Origin of the sequence: Streptomyces sp. NBC_01551, from assembly GCF_026339935.1 — a bacterium.
Taxonomy (GTDB): domain Bacteria; phylum Actinomycetota; class Actinomycetes; order Streptomycetales; family Streptomycetaceae; genus Streptomyces.
In genome coordinates this window covers 1,707,762-1,721,165 of the sequence record NZ_JAPEPX010000001.1, presented here as the reverse complement: position 1 = coordinate 1,721,165, position 13,404 = coordinate 1,707,762, and the positions used below count along the sequence as shown (strand labels likewise).

At 71.8% G+C, this 13,404-nt stretch carries 10 protein-coding genes; 7 read left to right on the top strand and 3 right to left on the bottom strand.

The window, feature by feature from the left end:
* Positions 1-99 precede the first annotated feature (99 nt).
* Positions 100-1,719 (top strand): amino acid permease, encoded by a 1,620-nt coding sequence (locus OG982_RS07700; protein ID WP_266788569.1) that lies wholly within the window; start codon positions 100-102, stop codon positions 1,717-1,719.
* Positions 1,641-3,221 (top strand): amidohydrolase, encoded by a 1,581-nt coding sequence (locus OG982_RS07695; RefSeq protein WP_266788571.1) that lies wholly within the window; start codon positions 1,641-1,643, stop codon positions 3,219-3,221. The genes OG982_RS07700 and OG982_RS07695 overlap by 79 nt, the downstream gene beginning before the upstream one ends.
* 35 nt (positions 3,222-3,256) lie before the next feature.
* Here OG982_RS07695 and OG982_RS07690 read toward each other — a convergent pair whose 3' ends face one another.
* The 3 genes from OG982_RS07690 to OG982_RS07680 form a co-directional block, all read right to left on the bottom strand.
* Positions 3,257-4,153: a phosphatase PAP2 family protein gene (locus OG982_RS07690; protein WP_266788573.1), complete on the bottom strand. Its 897-nt coding sequence runs from the start codon at positions 4,151-4,153 to the stop codon at positions 3,257-3,259.
* Between the two features lie 94 nt (positions 4,154-4,247).
* Complete coding sequence (locus OG982_RS07685; RefSeq protein WP_266788574.1) at positions 4,248-5,279, bottom strand: LacI family DNA-binding transcriptional regulator; 1,032 nt, start codon at positions 5,277-5,279, stop codon at positions 4,248-4,250.
* A 26-nt stretch (positions 5,280-5,305) separates the two neighbouring features.
* Positions 5,306-6,928, bottom strand: coding sequence for a glycoside hydrolase family 13 protein (locus OG982_RS07680; RefSeq protein ID WP_266792129.1), 1,623 nt, complete (start codon positions 6,926-6,928; stop codon positions 5,306-5,308).
* A gap of 222 nt (positions 6,929-7,150) precedes the next feature.
* Here OG982_RS07680 and OG982_RS07675 point away from each other — a divergent pair, with 222 nt between their 5' ends.
* The 5 genes from OG982_RS07675 (at position 7,151) to OG982_RS07655 (ending at position 13,086) form a co-directional block, all read left to right on the top strand.
* Positions 7,151-8,425 carry an extracellular solute-binding protein gene (locus OG982_RS07675; RefSeq protein ID WP_266788576.1) on the top strand — a complete coding sequence of 425 codons (1,275 nt, stop codon included), beginning with the start codon at positions 7,151-7,153 and terminating at the stop codon, positions 8,423-8,425.
* A 7-nt stretch (positions 8,426-8,432) separates the two neighbouring features.
* Positions 8,433-9,470, top strand: coding sequence for a carbohydrate ABC transporter permease (locus tag OG982_RS07670; protein WP_266788578.1), 1,038 nt, complete (start codon positions 8,433-8,435; stop codon positions 9,468-9,470).
* Entirely contained in the window at positions 9,467-10,375 is a 909-nt protein-coding gene (locus OG982_RS07665; RefSeq protein ID WP_266788580.1) for a sugar ABC transporter permease, read from the top strand. Before OG982_RS07670 ends, OG982_RS07665 begins: the two co-directional genes overlap by 4 nt.
* Positions 10,376-10,450: 75 nt before the next feature.
* Positions 10,451-12,079 (top strand): glycoside hydrolase family 13 protein, encoded by a 1,629-nt coding sequence (locus OG982_RS07660; RefSeq protein ID WP_266788582.1) that lies wholly within the window; start codon positions 10,451-10,453, stop codon positions 12,077-12,079.
* Entirely contained in the window at positions 12,067-13,086 is a 1,020-nt protein-coding gene (locus tag OG982_RS07655; RefSeq protein WP_266788584.1) for a LacI family DNA-binding transcriptional regulator, read from the top strand. The genes OG982_RS07660 and OG982_RS07655 overlap by 13 nt, the downstream gene beginning before the upstream one ends.
* The last annotated feature ends 318 nt before the right edge of the window (positions 13,087-13,404 follow it).

Below are 13,404 nucleotides of genomic sequence, written 5' to 3'. Positions count from 1 at the left end.
CTTCCCGTACGCCAAAACCGGAGGCTACATTGCCGCGAACCGAAAGCCTTTAGATTTTCGGCCTCCCGACGCCCGCCGTTCGCAGAAGGGTGCTCCCGCATGCCCGAAACGCCGCAGCCGCCCCACCCCGCGGAGCGACCCGCGCTCCGCCGCGCAGCGCTCGGCACCGCCGACATCTCCTTCTTCGTCATCTCCGCCGCCGCCCCGCTCACCGTCATGGCCGGCGTCGCCCCCGTCGCGATCCTGCTCGGCGGCATCGGCGCCCCCGCCGGGTACCTCCTCGCCGGCCTCACCCTCGCCGTCTTCGCCGTCGGCTTCACCACCATGAGCCGCCACGTCCGCAGCGCCGGCGCCTTCTACGCCTACATCGCCCGCGGCCTCGGCAAGCGCGTCGGCATCGGCGCCGCCCTGCTCGCCCTCGTCGGCTACAACGGCATGGAGATCGGCGTCTACGGCCTCCTCGGCACCACCACCGCCGACACCGCCCACGCCCTCGGCGGCCTCGACGTCCCCTGGCTGCCCGTCTCCCTCGCCGGCCTCGCCCTCGTCTGGTACGGCGGCTTCCGCTCCATCGACTTCGGCGCCAAGGTGCTCGGCGTCCTGCTCGTCGCCGAGACCGGGATACTCGTCCTGCTCGCGGTCGGAGTCCTGATCGAGGGCGGCGCCCACGGGCTCTCCGCCGGCTCCTTCGCCCCCGGCGCGGTCCTCGTCCCCGGCACCGCCGCCGTCCTGGCCTTCGCCTTCGCCGCATTCACCGGCTTCGAGTCCACCGTCATCTACCGCCGCGAGGCCCGCGACCCGGACCGCACCATCCCGCGCGCCACCTACACCGCCGTCGCCTTCCTCGGCCTCTTCTACGCCTTCATCGTCTGGACCGTCATCCAGGCCTTCGGCGCCGAGGAGGTCGTCGCGGCCGCCACCGAGGACCCCGGCGGTCTCTTCTTCGCCGCGATCACCACCTACGTCGGCCCCTGGGCGGCCGATCTGATGCACCTGTTCATCGTCACCAGCGTCATCGCCTCCCTCCTCGCCTTCCACAACGCCATCAACCGCTACGCCCTCGCCCTCGCCGAAGAGGGCGTGCTGCCCGCCGTCCTCGGCCGCGTCCACCCGCGCCACCGCTCCCCGTACGTCGCCGGCCTCGCCCAGAGCGCCCTCGGCGCCGTCATCGTGCTCGCCTTCGCGCTGGCCGGCGCCGACCCGTACCAGCAGCTGCTGCTCTGGGTGAACACCCCCGGCATGATCGGCCTGATGGCACTGATGCTGCTCGCCGCGATCGCCGTACCCGTCTACTTCCGGCGCGTCGCGCACGACGAGGGCCGCTGGCGGACCGTGGTCGCGCCCGTCACCGCCGCCGCCCTGCTGGCCGTCGCGATCTTCCTCGTCGTCTCCAAGGTCGGCCTGTTCACCATGGCCTCCACCACCGTCAACACCGTCCTCGTCGCCCTGGTCCCCGCCGTCTTCCTGGGCGGCCTCGGACTCGCCCAGCGCCTGAAGACCCGCCGCCCCGAGACCTACGCCCGCTTCGCCGCCGAGCCCGAGCCCGACCATGCGCCCGAGCCCGACCATGAGCCCGAGCCCGACCACGCGCCCGCGCCCGCACCCGCGTCCGACGTACCCGATGCCGAAGGAGAAACGCCGTGCCCGCTGCCGACACCGTCCTCACCGGAGCCCGCGTCCGTACCCTCGACCCCGCCCGCCCCGAGGCCCGCGCGGTAGCCCTGCGCGACGGCGAGATCGTGGCCGTCGGCGACGAGCGCGACGTACGCGACTGGCGCGGCCCCGCCACCGAGGTGCTCGACCTCGGCGGCGCCACCCTCACCCCCGGTCTCACCGACGCCCACAGCCACCCCGTCTGGGGGGTCGAGATGGCCACCGGAACCGACCTCTCCGGCGTCCGCGACCTCGACCAGCTGCGCGCCGCCCTGCTCGCCGCTCCCCGCTCCCGGGGCTGGGTCCTCGGATACGGCCTCGACCACAACGCCTTCGGCGGCCGCCCCGTCGACAAGGCCCGGATCGAGGAGGCGCTGGCCGGCGCCCCCGCCTTCCTGCGCCTCTACGACGGCCACTCCGCCCTCGCCTCCGGCGCGGCCCTCACCGCCGCGGGCATCACCGGCCCGCGCGCCTTCGCCCAGCGCTCCGAGATCGTCTGCGACCCCGATGGCGCCCCCACCGGCCACCTCGTCGAGCACGCCGCCATGGACCTGGTGGGCGCCCTGGCCCCCAAGCCCTCGTCCGCCGAACGGCGCTCGCGACTGGTCGCCCTGCTCCGCGACATGGCCGCCACCGGCCTCACCGGCGCGCACGTCATGGACCTCGGCGACGGCGACGTACCCGCCCTCCTCGCCACCGTCGAGTACGAGGGCGAGCTGCCGCTGCGGCTCCGGCTGGCCCCCTGGTGCATGCCCGGCGCCGGCCCCGACGAGCTCGCCGCCCTGATCGACCTCCAGCGGCTCGGCGGCCGCCACTGGCAGGTCGGCGGCGTGAAGTTCTTCATGGACGGCACCGTCGAGGGCGGCACCGCCTGGCTGGAGCACGCCGACTGCCACGGTCAGGGCACCGACGCCTTCTGGCCCGACCCGCAGGCCTACTCCGAGGCGGTACGGGTCCTCGACGCCGCCGGGGTGCGCACCGCGACCCACGCCATCGGCGACGCCGCCGTCCGGCACGTCCTCGACACGGTGTCCGGCCTCGGCGGGCAAGCGCGCATGCGCCACCGGATCGAGCACATCGAGACCGTCCCCGACGACCAGCTGAAGCGGTTCGCGGAACTGGGGGTGATCGCCTCGATGCAGCCGCCGCACACCGCGTACACGCGGGCCGACCACAGCGACGAGTGGTCGAAGCGGCTGGGCGAGGACCGGGCCGCCCGGGCCTGGCGCTGTCGGGACCTGCGCGACGCCGGCGCGGTGCTGGCACTGGGCTCGGACTGGCCGATCGCCCATCACGACGCCCGCCAGGTGCTGGCCACCGCCCGCAGCCCGCTCGGCGCCGCCGCGGCCGGGCGCGCGCTGACGGGGCTGATGGCCCTGGAGGGCATGACCTCGCACGCCGCGCTCGCGGCCGGGGAAGAAAGGGTGGCGGGCCGGATCGCCCCCGGATACCGGGCCGACCTGACGGCGTTCGCCCTAGACCCGGTGGACACCCCGCCGGACGAACTGGCCGAGGCCCCGGTCCGGCTCACCGTCTCGGGCGGCCGGATCACCCACCGGGAGGTGTAGCCGACGAGGGCCGCCGCCGGAACCCAGCGCCGGAACTAGCGCCGGAAGCGGTTCAGGTTTCCGTTCAGCAGGGCCGTCACCGGGTGCGGGCCCGCCGGTTCGGGGTGGCGGGGCAGCCGGTGCGGCAGCGACCCGAACCAGGCCCGCGAGACGGTGTACCCGAAGGCCAGGCAGAGCATGCCGCCCACGGCGTCCAGCCAGAAGTGGTTGGCGGTGGCGACGATGACGACCAGCGTGGCCGTCGGGTAGAGCAGGCCCAGGATCCGGGCCCACGGGGCGGAGGCCACCGCGAAGATCGTCAGCCCGCACCAGAGCGACCACCCTATGTGCATGGACGGCATCGCGGCGTACTGGTTCGACATCTGCTTGAGGTTGCCCGAGGCCATGGAGCCCCAGGTGTGGTGCTTCAGCACGGTGTCGATGAACTGCTGCCCGTTCATCAGCCGGGGCGGCGCGAGCGGGTAGAGGTAGTAGCCGACCAGCGCCACACCGGTGGTGGCGAACAGGACGAGGCGGGTGGCGGCATAGCGCCCGGGATGGAAACGGTAGATCCAGACGAGCACGCCGATGGTCACCACGAAGTGGAGGGTGGCGTAGTAGTAGTTCATCCCGACGATCAGCCACGTCACCGAGTCGACGGCATGGTTGACCGACTGCTCCACGGCGATGCCCAGGGTGCGTTCGACGCTCCACAGCCAGTCGGCGTTCGCGAGGGCGGACGCCTTCTGCTCGGGTACGGCGTTGCGGATGAGCGAGTACGTCCAGTAGCTGACCGCGATGAGCAGGATCTCGAACCAGATCCGCGGCCGCCGCGGGACGCGCAGCCGCGCGACGAGGGTGCGCTGGCCGCCAGGCAGGGCCTCCGGCTCGGTCACCTGGGGCGACGAGAGGTCCGTCCTGGTTTCCAGTGTCTTCACGCTCGCTTCACCCATGGGCCAAGAGTCTGCCAGATGCGCTCTCGCCTCCGATCATCCCCCGGGACGGTCTTCGGCGCAGCCGGTCCGCCTTGCGGAGGACCCTTGTCCCCTAAGGCGTACGCCGCTGGGCGGGCCCGGACGCGGTGGAGCCGCGCACCACCAGCTCGGGCAGGAAGACGAACTCGCAGTGCGGCGCCGGCGTACCGCCGATCTCCTCCAGCAGCGTGCGCACCGCCGCCTGCCCCATCGCCAGCACGGGCTGGCGGATGGTGGTCAGCGGCGGATCGGTGAACGCTATGAGAGGGGAGTCGTCGAAGCCGACGACGGACACGTCCTGCGGCACCCGCAGTCCCTGCTGCCGGGCCGCCCGGATCGCGCCGAGCGCCATCATGTCGCTCGCGCACACGACGGCCGTGCAGCCCCGCGCGATGAGCGCGGTCGCCGCGGCCTGCCCGCCCTCCAGGGAGTAGAGGGAGTGCTGGATGAGCTCCTCGGTCTCGGCCTCGTCGAGCCCGAGCCGCTCCTTCATCCCGAGCCGGAAGCCCTCGATCTTGCGCAGTACCGGCACGAACCGCTTGGGTCCGACCGCGAGCCCGATCCGGGTGTGCCCGAGCGCGGTCAGGTGGGTCACCGCGAGCTGCATCGCGGCCCGGTCGTCGGGGGAGACGAAGGGGGCCTGCACCTTGTCGGAGAAGCCGTTGATCAGGACGTACGGGACGCCCTGCCCGCGGAGTTGGTCGTAGCGGCCCATGTCGGCCGTGGTGTCGGCGTGCAGCCCGGACACGAAGATGATCCCGGAGACCCCGCGGTCGACCAACATCTCGGTCAGCTCGTCCTCCGTGGACCCGCCGGGGGTCTGCGTGGCGAGCACCGGGGTGTACCCCTGCCGGGTCAGCGCCTGGCCGATGACCTGGGCGAGCGCCGGGAAGATGGGGTTGTCCAGTTCGGGGGTTATCAGGCCGACGAGCCCCGCGCTGCGCTGGCGCAGTTTCACGGGGCGCTCGTAGCCGAGCACGTCGAGGGCGGCCAGCACCGATTCGCGGGTGCCTGCGGCCACACCGGGCTTGCCGTTGAGCACGCGGCTGACTGTGGCTTCGCTGACCCCCGCCTGGGCTGCGATGTCGGCTAGCCGTGCGGTCACGGGATTGGACTGTACCGGTAGCCGCCTCAGAAAGCCCACCACGTGCACGAATCCGCGGGCAGCCGGACGGTGCGGCCGTCGGTCTCCACGGGGGCGCTGGAAAGGACCGGACGCCCAGGGGAGGGGAGTTCCACCGCGACCCCCCGGGTGTTGAGGGTGCAGGCGAAGCCGGGGCGGGAGAAGAGGAGCACCCCCTCGGGCGCGGAGAGCCAGGTCAGAGGGCCCGCGTCGGGGGAGCCGAGGCCGGGCAGGGCCCGGCGCAGCTCCAGCGCGGCCCGGTACAGCTCCAGCGTGGAGTGAGGGTCGCCGGTCTGCGCGGCGACGCTGAGCGCGCCCCAGCCGGCGGGCTGCGGGAGCCAGCTGCCGCCGTCGCCGAAGCCGTACGGGGCCTCGGTGCCGGACCAGGGCAGGGGGATCCGGCAGCCGTCGCGCAGCCCGTCCTGCCCGGCGGTGCGGTGGAACGCGGGGTCCTGGCGGGCCTCGTCGGGGAGGTCGGTGACCTCGGGCAGGCCGAGTTCCTCGCCCTGGTAGACGTACGCCGAACCGGGCAGCGCCAGCATCAGCAGCGCCGCCGCCCGCGCCCGGGCCAGGCCCTGCTCGCCACCCCCGTACCGGGTGACGTGACGTACCACGTCGTGGTTGGACAGCACCCATGTCGTCGGAGCACCGACCGAGGCGGTGGCGGCGAGGGACTCGTCGATGACGGTGCGCATCGCGGCCGGGTCCCAGGGGCAGTTCAGGAACCGGAAGTTGAAGGCCTGGTGCAGCTCGTCGGGCCGCACGTACAGGGCGAGCCGCTCCGAGGTCGGGGCCCAGGCCTCGGCGACCCCGATCCGCCCGTCCCCGTAGGAGTCGAGGAGCCGCCGCCAGGAGCGGTGGATCTCGTGGACCCCGTCCTGGTCGAAGAAGGGGAGCGGCTCGGTGCCGATCAGGGTGGCCTGGGCGCCGCGGCCGATGTCGGGCAGGCCCGGGGCCTTGACCATGCCGTGGGCCACGTCCACCCGGAAGCCGTCCACGCCCAGGTCGAGCCAGAACCGCAGGACCGAGGCGAATTCCGCGGCGACCTCGGGGTGGTCCCAGTTCAGGTCGGGCTGCTCGGGGGCGAACAGGTGCAGGTACCAGTCGCCGTCGGGCACCCGGGTCCAGGCGGGGCCGCCGAAGACCGACTCCCAGTCGTTGGGCGGCTCGGCCCCGTCGGCGCCGCGCCCCGGGCGGAACCAGTAGCGCTCCCGCGCCCCGGGCTCCCCGGCGAGGGCGGCGCGGAACCAGACGTGCTCCTCGGAGGTGTGGTTCGGCACCACGTCCACGATCACCCGCAGCCCCAGCGCGTGCGCGGCCCGGACGAGGTCGTCGGCGTCGGCGAGGTCCCCGAAGAGGGGATCGACGGCCCGGTAGTCGGCGACGTCGTAGCCGCCGTCGGCCTGCGGGGAGACGTAGAAGGGGGTCAGCCACACGGCGTCGACCCCGAGCCGGGCCAGGTGCGGCAGGCGGCCGCGCACCCCGCGCAGGTCGCCGACGCCGTCTCCGTCGCTGTCCGCGAAGGAGCGGACGTACACCTGATAGATGACGGCATCACGCCACCAGCCGCCGCTCGCCGACACGTTGCTGGAAGCGCTTGCAAGCCGGGACGCGGTCAGCTCATGGGTCATATCGGGGTCAACGCGCATGCATGCCCCCTGGTTGCGGGCCTGACGGGTCGAAGGGCATTCGAACTAACAGCAAGCTGCGGCAACCGTACGGACACGCGGATGTAACGATCAGCGGTGCTTGCAGAAAATTGCCGCAAGGTCTTTCGGTCGGCTTTCAGGCTTGTTACGTTCCTGGCAACTCGGGACCGCGAGGGCGCGGCCGGGATCATCGAAGGAGTTCATATGCGGCGTGGCATAGCGGCCACCGCGCTGGTCGCGACCCTGGCGCTCGCGGCGACGGCTTGCGGCGGTGACACCAAGGGCGACAGCGGCGAGACCAAGGCCGGCGGAGAGCTCTCCGGCACGGTCACGTGGTGGGACACCTCGGGCGACGCCGAGAAGGCCAGCTTCCAGAAGATCGCCGAGGCGTTCACCGCGAAGCACCCGAAGGTCACCGTCAAGTACGTGAACATTCCGTACGGTGACGCCCAGAACAAGGCCAAGAACGCCTTCAACAGCGGTTCCGACGCCCCCGACGTGATCCGCGCCGACGTCGGCTGGGTCGCCGACTTCGCCTCGCTCGGTTACCTCGACGAGGTCCCGGCCGACACCGCGAAGAAGGTCGACGCCGAGTTCCTGGCGCAGGCCGCGGCCAGCGGCAAGTTCGAGGGCAAGACCTACGCGGTCCCGCAGGTTATCGACGCCCTCGGCCTCTTCTACAACAAGAAGATGCTCGCGGACGCCGGCGTCAAGCCCCCCACCAACCTGGAGGAGCTGAAGACCGCCTCCGCCGCGATCAAGGCGAAGACCGGCAAGGCCGGCTACTACCTGCGGGGCGACGACTCCTACTGGTCGCTGCCGTTCATCTACGGCGAGGGCGGCGACCTGGTCGACGCCAAGACCAAGACGGTCACCGTCGACAACGAGGCGGGCGTCAAGGCCTTCAAGGCCGCCCGCGACCTGGTCACCTCCGGGGCGGCGATCACCAACGCCACCGACGGCTGGAACAACATGCAGACGGCCTTCAAGTCCGGCGAGGTCGCCATGATGATCAACGGCCCCTGGGCCGTCGCCGACACCTACGCCGGCGACCAGTTCAAGGACAAGGCCAACCTCGGCGTCGCCGCCGTCCCGGCCGGCTCCGTCAAGGCGGGCTCCCCGCAGGGCGGCCACGACCTCGCCGTCTACGCCGGTTCCAAGAACCGCGCCGCCGCGCACGCCTTCGTCGAGTACATGACCTCGCAGGACGTGCAGGTGCAGTCCGCCAAGGAGCTGAGCCTGCTCCCGACCCGGACCGCCGCCTACGAGCAGCCGGACGTCAAGTCCAGCGAGATGGTCCAGTTCTTCAAGCCGGCCGTGGACAAGGCCGTCGAGCGCGCCTGGATCCCGGAGAACGGCTCCCTCTTCGAGCCGCTGAAGATCGAGTGGACCAAGGCGGTCACCGGGGCGTCGAGCCCGGAGGACGCGGCCAAGGCGGTCGGCACCGAGTTCCGCAAGATCCTCAAGGGCTGGAAGTAACGAGAAGATGGCTGCTCACACCAGCCAGTCTGTGGCGAAGGCCGCGGGCGACGTCGAGCACACCGACGACGCCCGCGGCCGGAGCCGCTGGACTGACAGCAGGGCCTCCGGCGGGAACCGCGGTGGACTGAGGCGCGCCCTCGCCACCCACTGGTACGCCTGGGCCATGGTCGCCCCGGTCGTGCTCGTCCTCGGCGTGATCATCGGCTGGCCGCTCGTCCGCGGCGTCTACCTGTCGCTGACCGACGCCAACGAGCGCAACGTCGCCCGCACGATCGGCGCCAACCACATCGACGCCACGTACGAGTTCGTCGGCCTCGACAACTACGCCGCCGTCCTCGCCGACCCGGTGTTCCTGCAGCGGCTGGTGTGGACCGTCACCTGGACCGTGCTGTGCGTGTCGATCACCTTCACGCTCGGCCTGGTCCTGGCCAACATGCTCAACCGGGAGTTCCGCGGCCGCGCCGCCTACCGGATGGCGCTCATCCTGCCCTGGGCCGTCCCCGGCTTCGTCTCCGTCTTCGCCTGGCGGTTCCTCTTCAACCGCGACAACGGCATCCTCAACAAGCTCCTCGACGGCGGAGGCATCTCCGCCATCCCGTGGCTCGACGACCCGACCTGGGCCAAGGTCGCCGTCATCAGCGTCAACGTCTGGCTCGGCATCCCCTTCATGATGGTCGCCCTGCTCGGCGGCCTCCAGTCGATCCCCGGCGAGCTCTACGAGGCCGCCGAGATGGACGGGGCCTCCGCCTGGCAGCGGTTCCGGCACATCACGCTGCCCGGACTGCGCTCGGTCAGCATGACGGTGATCCTGCTCTCCACCATCTGGACCTTCAACATGTTCCCGGTGATCTTCCTGCTCACCCGGGGCGGTCCGGGCGACGCCACCGAGATCCTGGTGACCCAGGCCTTCAAGGAGGCCTTCGTGTCGAGCCCGCGCGACTTCGCCGGCTCCGCCACCTGGGGCGTGCTGATCCTCGCCCTGCTCATGATCTTCGCGCTGGTCTACCGGCGCTCGCTGCGCAAGCAGGGAGAGGTGTGGTGACCGTGACCTCCGATACGTCCGCGGCCACGTCGGCCCGTACGCCCGCCCGTCCGGCGGCCTCCCGCACGGCGGCCCCCGCGCGCGGCAAGCGCTCCCCGCTGGCCTCCGTCGGCCTGCACGCCACCCTGATCGTGGCCTCCGTGATCGCCGTCTTCCCGGTGCTGTGGGTCGTACTGACCTCGCTCAAGCCCGCGAAGCACGCCATCACCACGGACTTCGTCAAGGAACCCACCTTCGACAACTACCGCTACCTGGTGGAGGAGACCTCCTTCTTCACCTGGTTCGGCAACTCCGTCCTGGTCGCCGGCATCACCACCGTCCTCGGTGTCTTCATCGCCGCCACCACCGGATACGCCGTCAGCCGGTTCAAGTTCCCCGGCATGAAGCCGCTGATGTGGACCCTGCTCATCACGCAGATGTTCCCCATGGCCATCCTCATCGTCCCGCTCTACAACCTCATGGGACAGATGGGGCTGCTCAACCAGCCGCTCGGCCTGATCATCACGTACCTCACCATCGCCGTGCCGTTCTGCGCCTGGATGATGAAGGGGTTCTTCGACACCATCCCGGTCGAGATCGACGAATCCGGGCGGGTCGACGGGCTCAACCCCTTCGGCACCTTCTGGCGCCTCATCCTGCCGCTGGCCAAGCCCGGCCTCGCGGTCACCGGCTTCTACTCGTTCATCACCGCCTGGGGCGAGGTCGCGTACGCCTCCGCCTTCATGGTCGGCGACGAGAACCTCACCCTGGCCGGCGGCCTGCAGACCTTCGTGACCCAGTACACCGCCAACTGGGGCCCGATGACGGCCGCCTCGGTCCTCATCGCCATCCCCGCGGCGTTCTTCTTCCTCTTCGCCCAGCGTCACCTCGTCGCCGGGATGACGGCAGGCGCGACCAAGGGCTGACCCCCCTTCCGCGATCCAGGGCTGACCCCCCTGCCTGCCCCCTCTCACCCCCGGCCCGATCTCTCCAAGGACGACATGACCCAGCACCTCGCCGACGCACTGACTTCGGACAGTGGCCTTCCCACCACCACCGGCACCCGGCCCGGCTGGTGGAGAGAAGCGGTGATCTACCAGGTCTATCCGCGCAGCTTCGCCGACAGCAACGGGGACGGTATGGGGGACCTCGAAGGGATCCGGCGCCGGCTGCCCTACCTCAAGGAACTGGGCGTCGACGCCGTCTGGCTCAGCCCCTTCTACGCCTCCCCGCAGGCCGACGCCGGCTACGACGTCGCCGACTACCGGGCCATCGACCCCATGTTCGGCACCCTGCACGACGCCGACGCCGTGATCCGCGAAGCCCACGCCCTGGGCCTGCGCATCATCGTCGACCTCGTTCCCAACCACTGCTCCGACCAGCACGAATGGTTCAAGCAGGCGCTGCGCGAAGGCCCCGGCACCCCGCTGCGGGAACGCTTCCACTTCCGCCCGGGCCGGGGCGCCGACGGCACCGAGCCGCCCAACGACTGGGAGTCCATCTTCGGCGGACCCGCCTGGACCCGCGTCGCGGACGGCGAGTGGTACCTGCACCTGTTCGCGCCCGAGCAGCCCGACTTCAACTGGGAACACCCCGCCGTCCAGGACGAGTTCCGCTCCATCCTGCGCTTCTGGCTCGACCTCGGCACCGACGGCTTCCGCATCGACGTCGCCCACGGCCTCGTCAAGGCCCCCGGCCTGCCCGACCTCGGCCGCGACGAGCAGCTCAAGCTGCTCGGCAACCAGGTGCTGCCCTTCTTCGACCAGGACGGCGTCCACGAGATCTACCGCTCCTGGCGCAAGGTCCTCGACGAGTACGCCGGCGACCGCATCGGCGTCGCCGAGGCCTGGACGCCGAGCGCCGACCGCACCGCGCTCTACCTGCGCCCCGACGAGCTGCACCAGGCCTTCAACTTCCACTACCTGGGCACCGGCTGGGACGCCGAGGCGCTGCGCGCGGCGATCGACGACTCCCTGGACGCGATGCGCCCCGTCGGTGCTCCGACGACGTGGGTGCTGTCCAACCACGACGTGGTACGTCACGTCACCCGGTACGGGGGTGGCGAGCAGGGCCTGGCCCGGGCGCGGGCGGCGGCGCTGCTGATGCTGGCGCTGCCCGGTTCGGCGTACGTCTACCAGGGCGAGGAACTCGGCCTGCCCGAGGTCACCGACCTCCCCGACGAGGTGCGCCAGGACCCCTCCTTCTTCAAGGAGAACGGCCAGGACGGACTGCGCGACGGCTGCCGCGTGCCGCTGCCCTGGTCCGGGACCGAGGCCCCGTACGGCTTCGGCGACGGCGGCAGCTGGCTGCCGCAGCCGGAGCAGTGGGCATCGCTGAGCGTCGAGGCCCAGACGGGCGACCCGGCCTCCACCCTGGAGCTGTACCGGGCCGCGCTGCGGATCCGCCGCGAGCGGGCGGACCTGGGCGCGGGCGACGCGGTGGAGTGGCTTCAGGCGCCCGCGGGCGTACTTGCGTTCCGTCGCGGCGGCTTCGTCTGCACCGTCAACGCGACGGGCGAGGCCGTCCGCATGACCCCGCCGGGCACGGTGCTCCTCACCAGCGCCGACCCGGCCGACCCGGCCGACCCCGGGCTCCTCGGGGCGGACACGGCGGTGTGGTGGCAGGGGTGACTTCCCCTCTCCGGCTGACGGACATCGCCGCGCAGGCCCAGGTCAGCGAGGCGACCGTCAGCCGCGTGCTCAACGGGAAATCGGGCGTCGCGGCCGGCACCCGGCACAAGGTGCTGGCCGCGCTCGACGTGCTGGGCTACGAACGGCCGGTACGGCTGCGCCGCCGCAGCAACGGCCTGGTGGGCCTGCTGATCCCGGAGCTCACCAACCCCATCTTCCCGGCGTTCGCGCAGGTCATAGAGCAGGCGCTGGCGGGCCACGGCTACACGCCGGTGCTGTGCACGCAGACGCCGGGCGGGGCCACCGAGGACGAGCTGGTGGAGCAGCTGGTGGAGCGGGGCGTCACCGGGATCATGTTCCTGTCGGGCCTGCACGCGGACGCGGCGGCGGACCCGTCGCGCTACCAGCGGCTCGCCTCCCGGGGCATCCCCTTCGTCCTGATCAACGGCTTCAACGAGCAGGTCAACGCCCCGTTCATCTCCCCGGACGACCGGGCGGCGGCGGACATGGCGGTACGTCACCTGGCGGACCTGGGCCACCGGCGGATCGGCCTGGCCATCGGGCCGACGCGGTACGTCCCCTCGGCCCGCAAGGAGGCGGCCTTCAAGGCGGCGCTGCCGTCGGCCGAGGCGGAGGGCCGCATCCAGCGCACCCTGTTCACGGTCGAAGGCGGCCACGCGGCGGGCGGCGCCCTCCTGGACCGCGGCTGCACGGGCATTGTCTGCGGCAGCGACCCCATGGCCCTCGGCGTCATCCGCGCGGCCCGCGAACGCGGCCTGCGCGTCCCCGAGGACGTCTCGGTGGTCGGCTTCGACGACTCCCCGCTGATCGCCTTCACGGACCCCCCGCTCACCACGGTCCGCCAACCGGTCCGCGCCATGGCCACGGCGGCGGTGGGCGCCCTCCTCGAATCGGTGGGCGGCACCCCGGTCCAACGCACGGAGTACATCTTCCAACCGGAACTGGTAGTCCGCGGCTCCACCGCCCAGGCCCCGGCGGATTCCTGACGCCTGGGCGGGGTCTGCTGTCCGGTATCCAGGTCGGGCGGAATGGGACAGGGTTGGGGACTTCCCGCCAGTCTCACTGTCCTTCCGGTTCGGTCCGGCCCGTCAAGGGCGCTCACTGCGTTCGCGTCGCTTCGCGATGGCCTTCGGCCACCCTTGACCGACCGGCCCGAACCGGAATGCCAAAGACTGTCGGGAACCCCCCAAAGAAACGGTCAGGGGGAACCTTTCCAACCCCTCGGGAGCGAGACGCCTGAACGGGGGCCCTGCCTCCCGGCAACGCCGCCCTCCGGGCGGAACCCCCTCCGGACCCGCCCCCAG